Source organism: Streptacidiphilus jiangxiensis, from assembly GCF_900109465.1.
Taxonomy (GTDB): domain Bacteria; phylum Actinomycetota; class Actinomycetes; order Streptomycetales; family Streptomycetaceae; genus Streptacidiphilus; species Streptacidiphilus jiangxiensis.
This window is the reverse complement of record NZ_FOAZ01000010.1, coordinates 152864-171241: the sequence shown is the minus strand read 5'-3', so window position 1 is coordinate 171241 and position 18378 is coordinate 152864. Positions and strand designations below refer to the sequence as shown.

Genomic DNA, 18378 nt, shown 5'->3' with positions numbered 1-18378 from the left:
CGATTCGATCCTCACCCTGCTCAGCCTTGCCGCGGCCGAGCGCTTCCACGTCCAGCACCTGGGGCTGGATGCGCCGAGGCGCACGACCGAGCGCGTCGTTGGTGAACCGACCTGGTGCTGGTCGGCCCGAGTGGCCGACCCGGACGGCTGCCGCCTGGTCCTCTGCTCCCTCGCCTGGTGCTGACGCCCGGCCCGCCGGGGCCGATGCGGAGCGCTAGAGCCACTGCAGCAGCTTGCGCATGCAGCCCTCCACCAGGGCGGCCGGGCCCGCGTCGCCGTCCAGGGGGGCGTCCGAGGCCGCCCAGGTCTCCAGAGCGAGGCGGATCGCGTCCGTCGCGGCGGCGGCGATCATCTTGAGCTCGAGTGCCTCGGCATGCCCCGCGAGGCCGGGCAGGGCGGCGAGGACGTCGGTCAGCTGCTCCTCCGACTCCTGGTTCACGCGGTACCAGACCGCGCGCAGCGCCGCGTCGTCCGCCGCGGCACGCAGCAGGCCGCGCGTGCCCTCGGCCGCGGCCCAGCCGTGGCCGAGGGACCAGCCCTCCGTCTCCGCCGTCAGGGAGGCGCGCGCCGCCCGGACCAGTGCTTCGCGCAGTTCCGCGCCCGCGGTGTCCGCCGCCTCCGTCGCGACCAGCGCGCGCCAACGTGCGCCGCCGGCGCTCAGCAGAGGGGAGACCGCGTCCTCCTTGCTGCGGAAGTAGCGGTAGAAGGTGCGCAGCGCGATCCCCGCCCGTCCGGCGATCTCGTCCGCCGTGGTTCCGTCCGGCCCGCGCTCCGCGAACAGTTCGGCGGCCGCGCGGGCGATGTCGAGCTGCGTCGCGGCCTTGCGTCGCTCCGTCAGGGAGGGCTGTGTCGTCACGCCGTCCACCCTAACGCCGCCGTAGGCGACCAGTGCCGCATCGGCACGCAATGCATGTGTGGCAAAACGTGCCACCTGGGCGTACGGTGTCTATCGACGCCGAGAACCTCGACGTCAAGAGATTCGTATCGAAACGGAGCAGCCATGAACCGCTACGAGGGTCGTCGAGTCCTGATCACCGGCGGGGGCTCCGGCATCGGACAGGCCACCGTCCTGCGCGTCCTCGCCGAGGGCGGTCACGTCGTCGCGGCCGACGTCGACGAGGCCGGCCTGAGCGCCACCCGCAAGCTCGCCGCCGACGCCGGCACCGACGCCCGCCTGCACACCGTGCAGGTGAACATCGCCGACGAGACCTCCGTCCGCGAGGCGGTCGCCACCGCGCTGGCGGCGCTGGGCGGCAACGGGCTGGACGTGCTGGTCAACGCCGCCGGCATCCTGCGCTCCTCGCACACTCACGAGACCACGCTGGAGCAGTTCAACAAGGTCATCGCGGTCAACCTGACCGGCACCTTCCTGATGATCCGCGAGTCCCTCCCCGCGTTGCTGCAGGGCGACGGTCCGGCCGTGATCAACTTCAGCTCCACCTCGGCGAGCTTCGCGCACCCCTACATGGCCGCCTACGCGGCCAGCAAGGGCGGCATCCAGTCGATGACGCACGCGCTCGCGGCGGAGTACAGCAAGCAGGGCATCCGCTTCACCTCCGTCGCCCCGGGCTCCATCTCCTCCGGGATGACCGACGCCAGCGGCACCAGCACGCAGAACGCCGGCCCGGGCCTGCCCGAGGACGCGGACTTCTCGCTGTTCATGAAGCTCACCCCGGCTCTCGGCAGCGGCTTCGCCGGACCGGAGGCGGTCGCGGGCGTCGTCGCGATGCTCGGCTCGGCGGACGGTGCGTTCGTCACCGGCACCGAGATCCGCATCGACGGTGGCACGCACTACTGAGTCACCTGAGTCACCTGAGTCACGAGGCTCACGGGGGTCACCGAGGAACGCGAAGGAGGGGCGGCCTGCGGCCGCCCCTCCTCATGCCTCTCGGTTCATCTCAGTTCGTCTCGGTCAGCAGGGACCGTTGTCCGTCCAGACTCCGGCCGCGCCACCCGGGGTGTCGGCCTCGGTCCACCACTTGGCGGTCCACTGGTGGCCGTTGTAGCTGACCACGGCGCCGCCGTTGTACGCGGTGGTGGAGCTCCACGCCGCCGCCGTGCAGGTGCCGCCGCCGCTCGTCGGCGAGGAGCTGGCACTTGCGCTCGGGCTCGCACTCGCGCTCGCCGAGGCGGACGCACTCGCGCTGGCCGACGGCGTGCCGGTGGGCGGGGTCGCGCCCGCGAACTGCACGTCGTACTTGGTGAAGTCCCAGCTGTTCTGCGGCACGCTGCTGCAGATGCCGGACGTCTGGCCGTTGTTGTCCGCCGGAGTGCACTGGCGGTCACGGTTGATCGACCAGAAGGTGTACCGGGCCATGTGGTTGGACTCGGCGAAGTTCAACACCGTCTGGAAGTCGGACTGGTAGAAGTACTCGCCGCTGTCACTGCGGCCGTTCATCATCGAGATGCCCTCATGGGCGTAGGCCGTGGCGCTGCTCCAGCCGAAGGTGTTCATCAGCATCGTGTTGAACTGCTGCAGCGCGGAGATCTGGCTCGCGGCACCGTTGAACCCGCCGTCGAACGGCATGATGGAGAAGTTGTTCGGCGTGAAGCCGTCCGTCTTGGCCTGGTTGAGCATCTGCTGCCCGAACCAGCCGGTTCCGGACGTGGTACCGGGCGTGGTCACCGAGATGTACAGGCCCGGGTTGTTCTGCTGCAGGATCTGCGCGGCGCCGATCTCGTTCGCGACGGCCGCGGTGTTCTCGTACTCCGGCTCTTCGAGGTCGAAGTCCATCGCGTGCAGGCCGTACTTGTCGATGACCTGCTGGTACGCGGCGGCGGTCGCGGCCGGCGTGCTGCAGGTCTGGCCGAGCTTGGTGCCGCCGTAGCCGCCGATGGAGACGGAGACGTCGCCACCCGCGGCGCGGATCGAGGCGATGGTCGCCGCCACGCTCGTGTCGCTCGACACGGCCGCGGTGCCGCCCCAGGTCGGGGTACAGCCGCCGCCGTTGGGGGCGAGAATGAAGGCGAGCTGGAAGGCCTTGAGGCCGGTCGCCGCCATCACGTCCGTGGGGTTCGGCGGGTTGTTGTCGAGCGGCATCAGATACGGCGCGGCGGCGTACCAGTTACTGCTGAGCGCGGTGGTGGTGCTGGCCTGGGCACTGCCGCCCATGGACGCCAGCAGCCCGCCGGCGGCGAGCGCCGCGGCGCCCACCGTCGCGAGCACGCGGTTGGGGGTCAAGCGGAACACCTGGACACTCCTTGTGGGGAGGAGGACGAGGACAACTGCGGCCGGACGCGGGCAGGTGTGCTGTGGGGGTACGCCTGCTCGGGTCCAGGGTCCAGAGTGGCGAGATGTCGACGAGGCGTCAAGGGAATGGACTAGACCTAGGGCTAGACCAATACTCTCTTAAGACTCGACCGGGGGCCGGGCGACGACGAGTCGTCCCCTGTCGCGCCGACTCAACCCGCGACGACGGCGACCACCGTCGTCCCGTGCGCCACGCCGCCGGCCTGCAGGCGCGCGAACAGCGCGCACAACAGCTTCGCCTCGTACGTCGGATCCAGCACGACACCGTGCCGCCCCTCGAAGTCCCCACGGAACGCGTCCACTTCGGGCGCGCGGCGTCCGTAGCCGCCGAAGACGGCCGCCTCGGCGTCCACGGTCCAGTGGCCGCGCACACCGCCGAAGGCCTCGCGCTGCAACGCCCGGGTCTCCTCCGCCAGATCGGCATGCGCCAACGCGGCAAAGCCGAGCGCCCGTTGGTCCGGCCCGAGCCCGGCCGCCAGACCGGCGAGCAGGCCGCCCGTGCCCACCGAGCAGACCACCAACCCTGCGCCGATGTCCCGCAGTTCCTCGCCCAGGGAGACGCAGCCACGCACCCCGTCGGCGTTGCTGCCGCCCTCCGGAACCACCCAGGCCGGCCCGTACCGGTCCCGCCAGACCGCGAGTGCCTCCGGCTCCATCCGGGACCGCCAGGCGCTGCGACTGATGAACTCCAACTCCATCCCGTCGGCCGCCGCCTGGGTCAGCACAGGGTTCAACTCCCGCCCACGCAGCTCGTCCCCGCGCACGATCCCCACCGTCCGCAGCCCGGCCTCCCGCCCGGCCGCAGCAGCCGCACGCAGGTGGCTGGAGTAGGCGCCGCCGAAGGTCAGCAGCAGACCCGTCGGCCGGGCGCGCTCCAGATTCGGCTGCAGCTTGCGCCACTTGGAGCCGCTCACGGGAGGGTGCAGCAGGTCGTCGCGCTTCAGCAGCAGCCGCACGCCCGCACGCCGCGCGCGCTCGTCATCCAGCTCCTGCAGGGGGGACGGGCTGAGCGATCTCACCCGAGCAGGCCCCACGCCTCGGCCACCAGCTCGTAGGAGCGTCGCCGCGCCTCGTGGCCGTGGATGTTGCTGGTGACCATCAGCTCGTCCGCACCCGTGCGCTTACGCAGCTCCTGCAGACCCTCGCGCACCTGGTCCCGGTCGCCCACGACCACGTTGGTCAGCCACGCGTCGACGAAGTCGCGCTCCAGCTCGCTGTAGGGGTACGCCTCGGCCTGCTCGGGCGTTGGCACCAACCCGGGCCGTCCGCTGCGCAGCCGCAGCATCGCCAGCGCCCCCGACCCGGCCAGCCGGCGTGCCTGCCGCTCGTCGTCCGCGGCGACGACCCCGACCCCGATCAGCGCGTACGGCTCGGACAGCACCTCCGACGGGCGGAACGACTCCCGGTACAGGTCCAGCGCCGGCACGGTGTTCGCCGCGCTGAAGTGGTGCGCGAACGCGAACGGCAGCCCGAGCCGCCCGGCCAGCTGCGCGCTGAACCCGGACGAACCCAGCAGCCACACCGGCGGCCGCCCGCTGCCGGGAGCGCTCGCCTCCCCGGGCACCGCCTTGAGCCGCTCGTACAGATGCCCGGCGGGGAAGTCCGCGTCCAGGAAGTGCAGCAGCTCACTGAGCTGCTGCGGGAACTCGTCCGCCGCGTCCAGCCCGGCCCCGCGCCGCAGTGCCCGCGCCGTCGCGGGGTCCGTACCCGGCGCGCGCCCGAGCCCGAGGTCGATCCGGTCCGGGTGCAGCGCGTGCAGCAGTCCGAACTGCTCCGCGATCACCAGCGGCGCGTGGTTCGGCAGCATCACCCCGCCCGACCCCAGCCGTATCCGGCTCGTGTGCGCCCCGAGGTGCGCCAGCAACACGGCGGGGGAGGAGCTCGCCACCCCGGGCATCCCGTGGTGCTCCGCCACCCAGAACCGGTGGTAACCCCACTCCTCCGCGCGCTGCGCGAGCGCGGTCGTGGCGGCCAGCGCCTGGGCGGGGGTGTAGCCCTCGCCAACGGTCGCCAGATCCAGGATCGACAGCGGCGCCTCGGTCGTGCCCGGCTCGGTCGCCCGGGTTCGCTCGGTCGTCCCGGTTCGCTCGGTCGCCCGGATGGCCTCGGTCCCGTCGGTTCCTTCGGTCCCCGCGGTTCCTTCGGTTCCTTCGCTTCCCTCGGGGATGGTCTGGCTCATCGTGCGGCTCCACGGATCATGGGTCATGTGGCGGCGGTCTGTGTCGCCTCCTGCCCCCAGGCCAACCCCCGTCCCCGCCGTCCTGTTCCCCGACCCGCGCCGGGAACCGCAGCGACTCACCCGAACGTGACACCCCTCACAGGGAACGTCCCGCTCATCGCCTGCCGGGAGGACCGCATGCACGACGGCTTCAGGGGTGCCGCCCCGCCCGGATCCCTCACCTGCCTCCCCGAGGACCTGCTCCTTCTCGGCGCCCGGCTGCGCGACGAGCGGATCAAGCAGCCGTCCTACCTCGCCTACGCCCTCGCCGGCGCAGTCCTCGCGGAGCACCTCCTCGCGGGAGTGATCCGCCTCGACGGCAAGTACGTCCAGGCGACGGGGCTCCCGGTGCCCGCAGGGCACCCCGCTCTCGAGTACGCCCTCGAGGGCCTCCCGCCGACCGTCTGGAGCTCGCGCGGCGCGACCCTCTCCACCTGCCTGCACCGCATCCGCCGTCGAAACCGGCCCCAGCCCTACCTCGACTCGCTGGTGGCGGCAGGCCTCCTGCGCCGCGACGAGACCCGCTTCCTGGGCCTGATCCCGGTCACCACCCACACCCTCACCGACCCGTCCACCCGCGCCTCCCGCGTCGCCCGCATCGACGCGACCCTCGCCTCCCCTTCCTCCGCTCACCCCCGCGACCTGGCCCTGACCACCCTCGCCGCCACCGTCGACCTCACCAACCGCCTCCACCCCACCCGTCCTGACAGCGCCACCCGCCACCTCCTCCGCAGCCTCGTCCGCGCCGACCCCGTCTCCTCCGCCGTCTCCACCTCCATCCGCCGCGCCCAGGAGTCCCACACCGCCTCCTGACCCGTACCCCCGCCGTCCCGGCGACGGCCGTGGTCAAGAGCACCCCTGCAGGTCAGGTAGTATTTCTGTCGTGCCGAGGCGCGGGAAACCGCAGACGAGGCACACCGGCGCCGCTAGCTCAGTTGGTTAGAGCAGCTGACTCTTAATCAGCGGGTCCGGGGTTCGAGTCCCTGGCGGCGCACCACCAAGGTGGTATCTGACCTGCGGCTTCATGATTGATCATGGAGCCGCAGGTCTTTTTTGTGTCCGTGGTGGGAGCGGGGTGGGAGCACGGGCCCGGAAGAACGGATACGAATGATCGCCGCGTCAGGGCCCGCCCGGTCGGCCTGTCCGGCACTGGTTCTGCGTCGGCCAGCTTTGTTCGCTCGGGACCTCGACTCTAGCGCTCTGTCAGGATGAAGTGACGATGAGAGCATGAAGATGCCTTGGGCCACGTGCATCAATGGGGCAGGAGCGTGGCCGCGGTACATGGGTTGATTACTCGCCGTAGGCATTCGCGGTCGACTCGACGATCGTACTGGCACTGGTATGCGTCGCTCAGCCGGGCAGCGGTGCCGTAGTACGCCGTGCTGATACGTCACGCACGCTACGGACGGCTACCTGGCAGCGCCGAGACACCCGCCCTGACCAACTCTGTTGTCGGGTAGGGCGGGTAGAGTTCGGGGAAATGCGGCCGACGCGCCGACCCTCATCCGAGGAGGACCCCCTGCGTATCCACGTCGGCCACATGGGCGGCCACCCGGAGGCATTCAACAGTGCAGCCCGAGCGGTCCTCCTTCCGAATGACTGGGACGACTTCGGGTTCCGTACCAGCTACGACCTCTTCTTCAGAGAGAGGCCCGACTCAACACCTCAGCTAGTAGGGCGCGTCAAGATCGGGCGCGCTGATCAAGAGCGTGGTGGCCACTCTCTCCCCGCGGGGGAACTTGTCGACCTCGACCCAAGGGTGTTCTTCTCTGTGGGTCAGGACGACACCTACTACGACAACATCCGGGCTCTGGGGCCCGTGAAACGACAGGCGCTGCTCAAAGCCCTATGCGACATAGCCTTCGACGTTCGGATCGCTGACAACGCGCGGCACCACGAAGTGACGCAAACCTCGCTACTTCGCTCAGTCGACGACCGAACGCTGCAACGCCAGTACAAGCGCATCGCCGGTGGTGGCGAGCGCCTCATGCGTTACACCTTCGGCTACGTTACGCCGGCACACCCCTCCCGCCAGCCGACGTTGCTGACCTTCGAAGTCGACCCAGCCTCCGCACCACGGAGCAACGTGCATGTCCTGATTGGCCGCAACGGAGTCGGCAAAACCACCCTGCTACGCGGCATCGCCCAGGCGGTGGTCAACGCCGATCAACCGGAGCCTGGTGCTGGCCGTATCGGCAACAACCCAGATCAACCCGTCGGCGACACCCCGTTCGCAACCGTCGTTTCCATTTCCTTCAGCGCCTTCGACCCCGTCAACGCGATACCGAGAACACCCCTTTTCTCAGCCAGCTACGAGTACGTGGGTCTGCTGACCCCCGACGACGGGCGTCCCAAGGGGCGCGACGACCTAGCCTCTGAGTTCGCCGCCAGTGTCGAGAACATCGCACGAGCTGGCCGGGCCCGCAGATGGCTTCACGTTCTCCAGATGCTCAAACACGACCCAGGCTTCGCGGAATCACCAATCCACGGCTACGCACGCCACCTACGCAACGCCGAGGTTCATGAGGCACGCCCGAAAAACCCGATGAGCCCAGATGGGCTCATTGCGATCTTCAAAGAGCTCAGCTCAGGCCACGCACTCGTGCTGCTCACCATCACGCGGCTGACCGAGCTCGTGACCCAACAGACACTCGTCCTCCTCGACGAACCAGAAGGCCACCTACACCCACCGCTGCTTGCATCTTTCATCAAGGCGCTCTCCAGCCTGCTGACGGAACGCAACGGGGTCGCGATCGTGGCCACGCACTCACCCGTCGTCCTTCAGGAAGTTCCAAGCTCCTGCGTTTGGAAGATCGGGCGACGCGCAGAGCGCCCCGAGATCGAGACCTTCGGTGAGAACGTTGGTGTTCTCACCCACGAGATATTCGGGCTTGAAGTCAGGGACTCCAGCTTCCACGCAGAGATCCTGGAAGCCGTACGAGAGCTGGGCACTTACCAGGAAGTCTTGGCGCGGTTCGGCGGACAGCTCGGCGGGGAGGCCAAGGGTCTCGTCAGGATCCTCCTCGCGGACAAGGCAGCAGGCGAAGACATCTGATGTGGCCTCTAAGTCCTCCCGTTCACAGCGCACGCGCGAGCTACGAGACCTGCATCTCCCTCACCAGGGAGATGGGTACCCAAATGCGACGCACTCGGCTGCTCGCTGCCGCAGACGCCGTCGATGAGGCCGGGCAGCAGTTTCGAACCGCGGCTACGGACCAAACTCTGCATATTCTCATCCCTGAGATGTTCCAGATCCCGGGCGTCGGCGAGGAGGAGAAGGCCGTCAACTGGATCTACCAGAACGGCATGGTGAACGGTCCTGGCCGACCCATCTACGACGAGCTGATGAGTGCTCCGGAGCACGAACGGTGCCCCCTCTGCGGCCACGGGACAGTCAGTCAACTCGACCACTTCATGCCCAAGAGCAGCTACCCGGCTCTCTGCGTGGATCCGCTCAACCTCATACCGGCCTGCTCAGACTGCAATAAGGCGAAAGCCGACAAGAGAGCCAGTGCAATTGAGGATCTCCCCCTCCACCCTTATCTGGATCACGTCGACGGCCAAGAGTGGCTCGCCGCCAACGTCGTCCACGAAGACCGGTCCGTACGCCTGGAGTTCTTCGTCTCCCCTCCACCCCATTGGGACCGGGTCCTGGCCGCTCGCGCCAGGAACCACTTCAAACTGTTCGGACTCCGGAGGACTTATGCCCTTCAAGCCAACAGATTCATCGGCGAAATTCGCGGCCAGCTTCCCGACCTGCTGATTTCAGGTGGAGCGGACGCTGTCCGCGCCCATCTACTCGCAGGCGCGACCAGCTCGCTCAGCAAGCGTCCGAACAGCTGGATGGGCGTTACCTACCGAAGCCTGGCCAATGATGCAAGATTCTGCCGCGGCGCGTTCGGCGATTGAGCGCGCGGAACTAGACCTTGCCGGAATGGGCTTCAAATGGCCGGGACGAGGTGCGAGCTCGGTAGGGGGGTGACGTACGACACCGATCTGGCAACGACGCCCGCGGTCCACCTGCTCTGCGCCGACGACGCAGGCCACCGGCTCGTCATGTGAGAGGGCGGCCTGGCGGGTCGTGGCTGCGGAGGGCACGGGCCATGACGGGGCAAGGGCTGGAGCTTCGTGTTCCGGCCGCGCTGCCGGACTCAGTCCAGTGGGTTCTTGCTCCGGAACGCTGGCAGCGCGGTCGGACCGACAGATGGTTCAACCGGCGCTGTTGAGATTCCTGGCGGCCTGCGTGAAGATCTCGGCGAGGGCGGCTGCGGCGCTGTGCTTCACCTCGTTGACGACGGACTGGTAGGTGTCGCGGGTGAACGTGCTGGAGGAGTGACCGAGGGTCTCTTGGACGACGCGGGCGTCGATTCCGGCGGTGAGGGCGTGGGTGGCGGCGCCGTGGCGGAGGTCTTGGAATCGGATCGGCGGCAGGTCGTGTTGCTCGATCAGTCTTTGGAGCTCGTCGGTGACGTGAGCGGGGTGAAGTGGCCCGTCGTCCGCCTGGGTGAAGACCAAGCCGGTGTCGATCCAGCCCGGGCCGTGAGCGAGTCGTTGCTTGCGCTGCTGGTGCCGGTGTTCGGTCAGCAGGGTGACGGTGGCGGGGTCGAGCGCAATGACGCGTTCGCCGGCGTCGGACTTGGGGCGGCTGGCCTGGGTCTGCCAGCCGAGCTGGATGATCTGCTGGCTCACGGACAGAGTGTGGTTTTCGAGGTCAAGGTCGACCCAGCGCACGCCGCACGCTTCGCCGCGACGTAGACCAGTGTGCGCGGTGAGCCAGTACAAGACTCGGAGTGGGTGCTCCGCGCTGCCGATGAGGAATCGGGCGGTCAGTTCGGCGGTCCACACCATGACCGGGGAGGGCCGCTCGCCGGTGGCACGCCAGCGGGCGACGCGCTCGCGAGTCCAGCTCTTTGGCTTGGGTCGACGGCGGGCGGGGAGTTTGACGAGTTTCGCGACGTTGACGATGACGAGTTGTTCGTTGGCGGCGTCGGCGAGCGCGGCGCGGAGCGTGGCGCGGATGCCGTGGATGGTGGCGAGCCCGGCGGTTCGGCGAAACGGTGGCATGGCACGCAGCCTGCGTCGGGCGGCGCGGCAGGCTTTCATGCCCCGCTCGTCCCACGCCTTCTTCCGCGCTTGCTCAACGGCCTCGCGGGCAGCGTTCTCCTCGATGACGAGCTGGTTGCTGGCCTCGATGGCCGTGAACATGGCGTGGAGGTGCGCGGTGCGGAGCCTGTCGAGCCGGCGATGGCCGAGGTGGGGGAGCAGGTAGAGGCGGATGTTGGCCTCGTAGAAGCGTCGCGAGTTGGGGGCGATGTCGCGCTTCATCTCCAGCCAGCTCGTGAGCCATTCCCCCACGGTCATGTCCGTGTTCACGGGGCGCCCGAGGCTGATCCGGCTGCGCAGCTGCTCCGGATCGGGGAGGGGCTCCTTGGCACGCAGGGCGGCGCGGATCAGGGTGGAGATCTCGGCGCGGCAGTGGTCGGGCTCATCGGCCTTGTCGGCGAGCGCGAGGAGTTCCTGGACGTGGCGCAGCGCGTCTTCGGCTTCGTCGAGGGTCTGGTGGCCGCCCTGTCGTAAGTGCTGGCGGGGCTGGTCGGGGCCGGTGGGGACCTGGAGGATCCACGACCAGGTGCCGTGGCGGTGGTTCCACCGCCCGCCAGGGCGACGCAGCTGTCGGCAGTTGGTGCCCAGTTCCCGGCGGCGAATGCGCCCAGAGGCGTCGCGTACGGGGTTGCCGTCGTCGTCGAGTACGGGAACCTTGCAGCCGCAGCGCTTGTAGATACTTCCGGCCATCACGACCTCTCGTTCGGTCACAGCGCCCACCAGCCGATCGCGGCTGGTGGGCGAGCGTGGGCTGACGGCGTCGCGGGGCTGCTGACGCAATCAGCTGGTCGGTGGTCGATCCACGCGCTGCGTGGCCCCCGTTGTCAACGACATCTCCGCTGCTCATGGTTGGTGTGATGAGTTGGCCGTGCCCCCGGTTGGGCCTGCTGCGCCGACCGGGGGCACGCGCTTACCCGAGTGGAACGGGAGGCTCGGACTCTTCCAGTTCAGGGACGGATACGCCGAGCAGACGGAGCAGGACCGCAGAAGCGACGCGGTGCTGATGGCCAACCTTGAACGTCTCGCACGGGAATCGGCCCTCACGGACGAGGGTGTAGGCCGTGCTCCGACCAATACCGAGCAGGCGCGCGGCCGTGGTCAAGTCCAGCACGGGAGGCAACGTGCCCAGCTCGGCGAGCTTGAACGGGAACTCGGGGGTGGAGTTGGCGTGGAGGAGTCGACCGTCAGGCGTGGTCGAATGCCTTGAGAGGGAGAAGTCGGTCATGTGGTCGCCTGGGTCATCGCTTTGATGTGACGGTTCGTGCTGCTCAAGCAGTCGCCCGTTGATCGGGGCCTCCGCTGCGGGGGGGGGGGGGGGGGGGGGGGGGGGGGAGGTACGGTCGAAGTCGTGTCGCCAACCGCCCGTAGGCACAGCAGGTCCTCGTGGACGATCAGGGACATCGGGATGCCGGCTGCCCGCGCGGCGCGGACATTGCGGAGCTGGAAGAACGACGGCCGGGCCTGCAGGTGTCCATCGCGGACCGCGGCCAGCAGGGCGACGCACCTTTCGACCAGGACGAGGCCTGCCGCCTGCCCTGCTGCGACCACGGCCGCAGGTAGGTCGACCAGCTCACCGTGCTCGCGCCACGGCCGGGCGGTGACCGCGACGGTGGCGCCGTCCGCGAGCAGGGGCCGGCAGGAGCGCAAGATCTGGGTGAATGCGTCCAGCAGTTCGTCGGTGGGAGCGTGTGCGAGGTTGCCCAGCGAGGTGCCGTAGGTGTCGTGGAACTTCACGATGCCGTCGTTACCGGTCTCCCGGGTGGAGCGGACCTGGCCGTGCAGGGATGCCCCGTACGGCGGCGAGGTGAGCAGCAGGTTCACGCTGCCGTGCAGCTCGGGTTTGACGATGCGGTCGGCGTCGCGCGCGTCGCCGCGGTAGACGGTCGCGGCGCTTTCCGCGCCGTTGCGGTGGGCGTGCATGACGTTGCTGCGGGCGACCTGTGCCCAGCGGTGTTCGAGTTCGATGCCGATCGCGTGGCGTCCGAGGTGGGCGGCCTCCACCAGGGTGGTGCCGATGCCGCACATCGGGTCCAGGACGGTGTCGCCGGGCCGGGTGTAGGCCTCGACGGCGTGGCGGGCGATGGCGGGGAGCATCTTGCCGGGATGGGCGGTGGAGCCGGGGAGGTAGCGGCCCTTACGTTGGGCCGCTGGGCTGGCCTGGGCGGTCACCCACACCGAGCACGGAGCGTCGGCGAGCGCGGTCCGGGCCGCGTCGAGTGGGGAGGAGGAAAGGTCGAGACGGCGGGAGGCGGCGGTCACGGTGTGCTCCGGGCTACTTGGTGAAGACGAGCAGGTCGTGGTGGGCGACCTGGTGCCGGCCGGCCCGCGCGGAGGCGCCGGGGCAGGCGCAGTCGGGACCGTGCGAGGCGGTCTCGGTGCGGGGCCGCAGCTTGCCGCCGGTCGCGGAGGCTTCCACGGCCGCGACGTGCTGGAGGTAGGTGAGGCCGGCGGCCTGCGCGAAGGCGGTGAGGAGGCCAGGCCGGTCCTGGCCGGGTTGCTGACGGGTCACCACCACGACGCCGCCGCCGGGGCTCACAACGCGCACGGTGGCGTCCAGCACCGGCGCCAGTTCGGAGGCGGTGGCCGGGTGGTGCGGGGCCAAGATCGCGAGCGCGGCGCGGGAGGCGAGGCGTTCGCTCTGTCCGGGCAGCCCCGTAGGCGGGACGTGCCGGAGCACGGCCCGGGAGGCGATCTCGGTGGGCTGCTCCTTCAGCAGCGCGGAGGCGGTGCGGGCGTAGCCGATGACCCTCCGTCCGCAGGTGACGGGACCGATGAGGAGGCTGCCGTTGCCGGCGTCCGGGACCCAGACCACGTCGCCGGACTCGGAGTAGGTCTCGGTGATCTGACGGACCAGGGCGACGGGGAGACGGCGGGCGCAGGCTGTGACGACAGGGCCCGCGCACAGCGGGCAGCAGCCGGTGAGTGGCTCGGTCAGCCAGACGGACAGGGGCACGGACGGCAGTCCGTCCAGGTGGGTGGTGCTGCGACGGTGTCGGCCGCGCGGGACAGCGGACAGGTCGTCAGGAGCGGGGATCTCCGAAGTGCGGTGGTCGTTCATGGACCGTTCGGCCCGACGGGCGCTGTGGAAGACGTTGACACCCCAAGAAACGCAATTTCCGGGTCGATCCAAACGCGTGGTCAGAAATTCGATGCCAGAAATTCTTTGCGAGGTATGCCGGAAGGCGTGCCCCGGAGCGGTCCTGGCGCAGGTCCTGCGAGTGGGGTTGGGAAGACGGCGTGTGCCGTTTGGGCTGGTCAGGCGCAGATCCCCGGTGCAGCTCCGATGACCGGATCAGCCGGGTAGGAGCTGAAGCGGAGGTTCGGTGGAGGTGGTCGGGAGGTGCGACTCGCGGCTCGCGTAGGGCCTCAACTGGCCACCTTGCTGGCGCAGGCATGCTCAGCTTCGTTGAACCTGCGCGGCTGCTAGCCCGTTCTCCCCCAATGGGTGCGGGAATCCGGTGAGGCAGCCGGCGGAAGGCGCACGCCCCGTGATGAGGCCGAGCTGGACGGTCGGTGCCGTCGCGTCCCCGAAGAGCTCTCGTGCAGGATTGGTGGGGTCGAACGCGGTAGTAGATCTGCACGCGCCCCCGTAGAGCGCCTGGGAGAGGGGCTGCGATCCCGATCGCCGGGTCCTCTTCACGTGCGTGTGGGTGGACGGCGCACAGGATGTTGGCGGGGCGGCTACGCACGCTGCGCATGAACTCCTGAGATGCACGTCGGGTGCGCAAGGTGGACACTCTTAGTGAGAATGCCACTCGTTGAATGACCTCTGCATTTTGTGGTGATCAGATGTCTATCGAATGCAGCAATGAGGTTCCTCACACATATCGCGAAGTCAGTGAGGATGATCGCGCTGGCGAATATCGATTCGATTATGAGCGCGACAGAGATCGCCTGCTGTACTCATCGGCTTTTCGTCGCCTTGCTGGGGTTACTCAGGTGACCGCAGTTCGCGAGCGTCACTTGTTGCATAATCGACTGACTCATAGTCTCAAAGTGGCCCAGTTGGGCAGGCGTATGGCTCAGCGCCTTCTCCGTCTGGAGGGCGGCTTTCAGGGAGATCTGGATGACGGCTGTAGAGAATACCTTCCCGACATTGTCGAAACTGCTGGTCTTGCTCACGACATTGGACACCCTCCGTTTGGGCACATCGCCGAAGAAGTGCTCGCTGAGGAGATGGCCGACCTGGGGGGATTTGAAGGGAATGCGCAATCCTTTCGAATTGTGACCAAGTTGGCAGTCCGGGACTCTTCCTTGGGGCTGAATCTGACGAGGGCAAGCCTCAATTCTGTCCTGAAGTATCCGAAGTTCAGATCGCAGGTCGCCTCTCCAGGGGAAGCCACTGGCGTACCCTGGTACGACAGAAGCAGGGGAACGAAATGGGGCGCCTATGATCGAGACCAGAACGAATTCTTCTCCGCTTGAAAAGCAAGTCCAGAATTTCAGCGCTGTGTAGCTGCGATGATAATGGACTGGGCTGATGATATCTCGTATGCAACCCATGATATCCATGACTACTACAGGGCTGGGCTGATACCCCTAAGTCACATCCGCTTTGGTCAGGATGAGGATGCGTTTCTTGAGTCGGCCAAGAGGCGCGTGCGGAAGCTGGAACAGTTTGACTTTGGGCGCTTCGAGAAGGCGTATGGAGAGCTGAGGGGGGAGATGCCGAGCGCGGCATTCCAAGACTCCAGGGATGGGCGGATAGTGCTGAGTCGTCTGATGACCATGCTAATAGCGAGATTTGCGGGGGCTATCTTGCCGACGACGGACGGCGGGTCGCCATACGTATTGGTTGATGTTGATGCCCAGTACCAGGTCGAAGTTATGAAGCATCTGACTCAGTTCTATGTGATCGAGCGGCCGGCACTGTCGGTTGCCCAGTTTGGGCAGCGGAAAATTATTCGAGAACTGTTCCGCTCTCTGCAGGGATCGGAGGCGCCTACTCCTCTTCTTCTTCGCGGAATAGAGGATGGGATATCAAAGTACGAAGAAGGCAATTATGGTATCCCAAGCGATGGGGAAGAGCGACGTGCGCGCGCGACTTGCGATTTCCTCTGTTCTCTGACTGAAGACCAGGCCATTGACTTGTATGAGCGAATGACTGGACAGTCCGTCGCTAGGGCGTCGATATTCGATGCCTGGTTCGACTGAGGGTCAGGCTTGGCAAAGCATGGCTCGTTGTGAATCCCAGGCGGAGCGAGCGGATTCAGCTCGACAAGCGTCGTACTTGGGTTGAGACTTCAGGCGAGCGTCGCGCCCCCGCATGCCACGGCCATGCTGGATGGGGTGCTATCCAATGGGGAGTCGGGCTTCGGCTTGGTGGGGGCACGCGATGATGCCCAGGGTCAATATATGCGCAGTTCGCGGCAGTAGCGGCACTAACAGTCTGCTGTGCAAGTCGTGGATCAGCAGTTCGAGGCGGGGTACCTTGCTATCCCATGAAGCCGTCCGGGAATGCGGCAACCGCGGGGAAGAGGCCCTCGATACACCGATCTGCCGAGATCAGCTTGTTGCTCCCGACCTTCTGGTGATTCGCCTGGTCAGACATGCCGCGCTCCCGGCGGTGCATTGCCTCGCCCGGAGGCGTCGCGTACGCGCTGACGGCAGGTATTCCGAGCCGCTCATGGAAGTCCTCAACGCCGCGGACCCTTCGACTGAGAGGCGCATAGTTGCAGGTCACCGCCGGATCTGAAATGGACGGCGGCGACCGCGCACGACGGCACCGAAGGGGGATTGACGGCCGGGTGGAACTGGAGGGGAGGCACTGCGGGGCTCGACCGGAGGAGCGGAGGAGGCGCCTTGGGCGGGATGGGCCCAGGCGGCCCATCCGGGTCGCCGCCGGCCTGATGAGGGGATTGGCTATGACCGCCGCTGGAGTGCTGTTCCCGATGGAGCAGGTGGCGCGGGAGTTCCGCGCGCTGGTGGAGCGGCCGGTGCCGCTGGAGATGAAGACGGCCGACCTGGGCGAGGGGCTGCCGGACGAGCCGGTCGACGTTCTGGCCCTGCGGGCCCTCCTGTTGCACCCGGCGCTCGGCCACCAGGCCCGTGGCGCGGTGTGGGCGAGGCTGCTCGAACTGGCCGCGAGCGGCGATCGCGAGGGCGAGGACTGGAGGCTCGCCGCCGTCGGGATGGCCCTGCCGGGGCTCACGCGGGTGAGCATGCGCTGGGCCAGGACCGTGAAGGAAGCCACCCCGGAGCAGCGGATCTGGCCGCAGTCAACGGCAGATCCAGCGATCAGCGCCGGGCCGGATGCACTGGTGGCCGCGACCTACGCGAACCGAGCGAGCGTCCCGAGAGACCTGTGGCTCCACCTCCTCGAACACGCTGAGCGGCACGTCGACGTCCTCGTCTACTCGGGCACGTTCCTCGCCCAGAGCAATCCGCACGTCGCCGAGATGCTGGCGACGCGTGCTCGCCACGGGACACAAGTGCGCCTGTGCTTCGCCGATCCGACGGGGCAGGCTGTCGCCCGCCACGACCAGGAGGAAGAGCTCGACGGCACCATGGCGGCCAAGATCCGCGCCTCGCTCACCTACTACCGACCACTCCTGGGCCAGGACCGTTGCGAGGTCCGCCTCCACGACGCCACGGTCTACGCGTCACTCTTCCGGTACGACGACGACCTGCTCGCCAACCCGCACATCTGGGGGCAGCCCGCCAGCGCCAACCCCCTCCTGCATCTGCGCCGGGGGCCAGCACGGGGATGGTTCGACCACTACGCCGCCAGCTTCGACGCTGTCTGGACCGCCGCCCGGCCCTGGGACGGCACGACCGCACGCACCAGCAAGGAGTAGCCGCCCATGGGCAGGACTGAGTACTACTACGACCCCGAGGCCCCCAAGGCCAACACCCTGATCCCGGCCAGCAACCTCCTCGTTGTCAACGACGCCGGCGAGATCCTGCTCCAGCGCCGCCGCGACACCGGCCAGTGGGCACTTCCCGGTGGTGCGCAGGACATCGGCGAGACCGCGGCCGAGTGTGCCGTCCGAGAGTGCCAGGAGGAAACCGGCATCCTCGCGGAGATCACAGGCTTCCTCGGCGTCTACACCAACCCGCACCACATCGTCGCCTACAGCGACGGCGAGATCCGCCAGCAGTACGAGAACACCTACATCGGCCGACCTGTGCGAGGCGAACCCACCGTCAACGACGGGGCGGATGGCGTGCAATGGGTGGCGTCTGATTGCCTGGACCAGCTGGACATCCACCAGAGCATGCGTCAGCAGATCGGCGACTATCTGAGCGGGACCTACCCCTTCCTGGGCTGACCGAGCGGTCGTGGCCGCAGGTGACTTGGTCGCTGACGTGGCGTGAGTCCTGCCGGAGTCGCCCCGACTCATTGGGTGATTCGCAGAGGCCCTCGGCCTGGCCCGAGAGAACCGGGAAGGCCTCAGGGTGGGGAGCGGGGCGCGACGCCCAACGGTTCGGTCAGCCTGGCTGTTGGTGCATCATGTACGCCTGGCTAGTTGCAAGTTCGAGGGATTCGGTTGCGAAACAGTGCTCCCGGGGGACACTCTGTGAGTTGCCCTGAGAAGCTGCAGATGTCCGACCTAGGCGCCGTGCCCTGGTGGCTGCAGCAGGTGGGCACCTGGAGCCTTCGTGGACACCCCAGTCCCGAGGGGTGCTTTGGCGTGCACGTCTTCGCCGCACCCCCACAGCCGGTCTACCGCCCCGGCAAGCGCCCGCGCAACCTCGACCCTCTGCGCTTACCATCGTCCGACTGCCCGCCGACGTGACCAAGTCGAGTCGCCGGGCGCGCCGTCTCTCCTCAGAGGACGCGGCGCACGGACCTTGTCGGCCACTC

General features: G+C 68.0%; 16 protein-coding genes and 1 tRNA gene. 9 read left to right on the top strand and 8 right to left on the bottom strand.

Annotated features, from left to right (window positions below):
* Positions 1-214: 214 nt before the first annotated feature.
* Positions 215-856: a TetR family transcriptional regulator gene (locus tag BMY61_RS20460; RefSeq protein WP_042450387.1), complete on the bottom strand. Its 642-nt coding sequence runs from the start codon at positions 854-856 to the stop codon at positions 215-217.
* 144 nt (positions 857-1000) lie between these two features.
* Here BMY61_RS20460 and BMY61_RS20455 point away from each other — a divergent pair, with 144 nt between their 5' ends.
* The gene (locus BMY61_RS20455) at positions 1001-1798 is read left to right on the top strand and encodes an SDR family NAD(P)-dependent oxidoreductase (RefSeq protein ID WP_042450292.1); all 798 of its coding nucleotides are present in this window, start codon (positions 1001-1003) and stop codon (positions 1796-1798) included.
* A gap of 114 nt (positions 1799-1912) precedes the next feature.
* On the opposite strand, the gene BMY61_RS20450 is transcribed toward BMY61_RS20455, so the two are convergent.
* The 3 genes from BMY61_RS20450 to BMY61_RS20440 all read right to left on the bottom strand — a co-directional run bounded on the left by BMY61_RS20450 (position 1913) and on the right by BMY61_RS20440 (position 5429).
* A complete protein-coding gene (locus tag BMY61_RS20450; protein WP_082015155.1) occupies positions 1913-3112 on the bottom strand; it encodes a chitinase in 1200 nt (399 codons plus the stop codon).
* A 290-nt stretch (positions 3113-3402) separates the two neighbouring features.
* Positions 3403-4269 carry a pyridoxal-phosphate dependent enzyme gene (locus tag BMY61_RS20445; RefSeq protein ID WP_236656088.1) on the bottom strand — a complete coding sequence of 289 codons (867 nt, stop codon included), beginning with the start codon at positions 4267-4269 and terminating at the stop codon, positions 3403-3405.
* On the bottom strand, positions 4266-5429 hold the full coding sequence (locus BMY61_RS20440; protein WP_082015149.1) for an LLM class flavin-dependent oxidoreductase: 1164 nt from the start codon (positions 5427-5429) through the stop codon (positions 4266-4268). Before BMY61_RS20440 ends, BMY61_RS20445 begins: the two co-directional genes overlap by 4 nt.
* A gap of 177 nt (positions 5430-5606) precedes the next feature.
* Here BMY61_RS20440 and BMY61_RS20435 point away from each other — a divergent pair, with 177 nt between their 5' ends.
* The 4 genes from BMY61_RS20435 (at position 5607) to BMY61_RS20420 (ending at position 9377) form a co-directional block, all read left to right on the top strand.
* Positions 5607-6281, top strand: coding sequence for a GOLPH3/VPS74 family protein (locus BMY61_RS20435; protein WP_042450285.1), 675 nt, complete (start codon positions 5607-5609; stop codon positions 6279-6281).
* 107 nt (positions 6282-6388) lie between these two features.
* Positions 6389-6465, top strand: a tRNA-Lys gene (locus BMY61_RS20430).
* 483 nt (positions 6466-6948) lie between these two features.
* A complete protein-coding gene (locus BMY61_RS47775) occupies positions 6949-8523 on the top strand; it encodes an AAA family ATPase (RefSeq protein ID WP_082015147.1) in 1575 nt (524 codons plus the stop codon).
* Between the two features lie 188 nt (positions 8524-8711).
* The gene (locus BMY61_RS20420; protein ID WP_143094453.1) at positions 8712-9377 is read left to right on the top strand and encodes an HNH endonuclease; all 666 of its coding nucleotides are present in this window, start codon (positions 8712-8714) and stop codon (positions 9375-9377) included.
* A 300-nt stretch (positions 9378-9677) separates the two neighbouring features.
* Here BMY61_RS20420 and BMY61_RS20415 read toward each other — a convergent pair whose 3' ends face one another.
* From BMY61_RS20415 to BMY61_RS20400, 4 genes are all read right to left on the bottom strand, one after another.
* On the bottom strand, positions 9678-11282 hold the full coding sequence (locus tag BMY61_RS20415; protein ID WP_143094452.1) for a tyrosine-type recombinase/integrase: 1605 nt from the start codon (positions 11280-11282) through the stop codon (positions 9678-9680).
* Between the two features lie 199 nt (positions 11283-11481).
* On the bottom strand, positions 11482-11796 hold the full coding sequence (locus BMY61_RS20410) for a helix-turn-helix domain-containing protein (protein ID WP_083555187.1): 315 nt from the start codon (positions 11794-11796) through the stop codon (positions 11482-11484).
* A complete protein-coding gene (locus tag BMY61_RS20405; RefSeq protein WP_075003998.1) occupies positions 11793-12830 on the bottom strand; it encodes a TRM11 family SAM-dependent methyltransferase in 1038 nt (345 codons plus the stop codon). Before BMY61_RS20405 ends, BMY61_RS20410 begins: the two co-directional genes overlap by 4 nt.
* Before the next feature lie 13 nt (positions 12831-12843).
* A complete protein-coding gene (locus BMY61_RS20400) occupies positions 12844-13629 on the bottom strand; it encodes a hypothetical protein (protein ID WP_042450279.1) in 786 nt (261 codons plus the stop codon).
* Between the two features lie 704 nt (positions 13630-14333).
* Here BMY61_RS20400 and dgt point away from each other — a divergent pair.
* The 4 genes from dgt to BMY61_RS20380 all read left to right on the top strand — a co-directional run bounded on the left by dgt (position 14334) and on the right by BMY61_RS20380 (position 17842).
* On the top strand, positions 14334-14996 hold the full coding sequence (gene dgt / locus BMY61_RS20395) for a dGTP triphosphohydrolase (protein WP_082015146.1): 663 nt from the start codon (positions 14334-14336) through the stop codon (positions 14994-14996).
* Positions 14997-15032: 36 nt separating this feature from the next.
* Positions 15033-15725, top strand: a complete 693-nt coding sequence (locus BMY61_RS20390; protein ID WP_052438869.1) for a hypothetical protein — start codon at positions 15033-15035, stop codon at positions 15723-15725.
* 710 nt (positions 15726-16435) lie between these two features.
* Positions 16436-17368, top strand: coding sequence for a hypothetical protein (locus BMY61_RS48620; RefSeq protein ID WP_052438868.1), 933 nt, complete (start codon positions 16436-16438; stop codon positions 17366-17368).
* 6 nt (positions 17369-17374) lie between these two features.
* Positions 17375-17842 carry an NUDIX hydrolase gene (locus BMY61_RS20380; RefSeq protein ID WP_042450277.1) on the top strand — a complete coding sequence of 156 codons (468 nt, stop codon included), beginning with the start codon at positions 17375-17377 and terminating at the stop codon, positions 17840-17842.
* The last annotated feature ends 536 nt before the right edge of the window (positions 17843-18378 follow it).

Bases quoted from the DNA above. Each gene is read 5' to 3' on its own strand.
- BMY61_RS20455 (WP_042450292.1), top strand. From the start codon at position 1,001: ATGAACCGCTACGAGGGTCGTCGAGTCCTGATCACCGGCGGGGGCTCC.
- BMY61_RS20450 (WP_082015155.1), bottom strand. From the start codon at position 3,112: ATGGGCGGCAGTGCCCAGGCCAGCACCACCACCGCGCTCAGCAGTAAC.
- BMY61_RS20440 (WP_082015149.1), bottom strand. From the start codon at position 5,429: ATGAGCCAGACCATCCCCGAGGGAAGCGAAGGAACCGAAGGAACCGCG.
- BMY61_RS20435 (WP_042450285.1), top strand. From the start codon at position 5,607: ATGCACGACGGCTTCAGGGGTGCCGCCCCGCCCGGATCCCTCACCTGC.
- BMY61_RS47775 (WP_082015147.1), top strand. From the start codon at position 6,949: ATGCGGCCGACGCGCCGACCCTCATCCGAGGAGGACCCCCTGCGTATC.
- BMY61_RS20420 (WP_143094453.1), top strand. From the start codon at position 8,712: ATGTTCCAGATCCCGGGCGTCGGCGAGGAGGAGAAGGCCGTCAACTGG.
- BMY61_RS20410 (WP_083555187.1), bottom strand. From the start codon at position 11,796: ATGACCGACTTCTCCCTCTCAAGGCATTCGACCACGCCTGACGGTCGA.
- BMY61_RS20400 (WP_042450279.1), bottom strand. From the start codon at position 13,629: ATGAACGACCACCGCACTTCGGAGATCCCCGCTCCTGACGACCTGTCC.
- dgt (WP_082015146.1), top strand. From the start codon at position 14,334: ATGACCTCTGCATTTTGTGGTGATCAGATGTCTATCGAATGCAGCAAT.
- BMY61_RS20390 (WP_052438869.1), top strand. From the start codon at position 15,033: ATGATAATGGACTGGGCTGATGATATCTCGTATGCAACCCATGATATC.
- BMY61_RS48620 (WP_052438868.1), top strand. From the start codon at position 16,436: ATGACCGCCGCTGGAGTGCTGTTCCCGATGGAGCAGGTGGCGCGGGAG.
- BMY61_RS20380 (WP_042450277.1), top strand. From the start codon at position 17,375: ATGGGCAGGACTGAGTACTACTACGACCCCGAGGCCCCCAAGGCCAAC.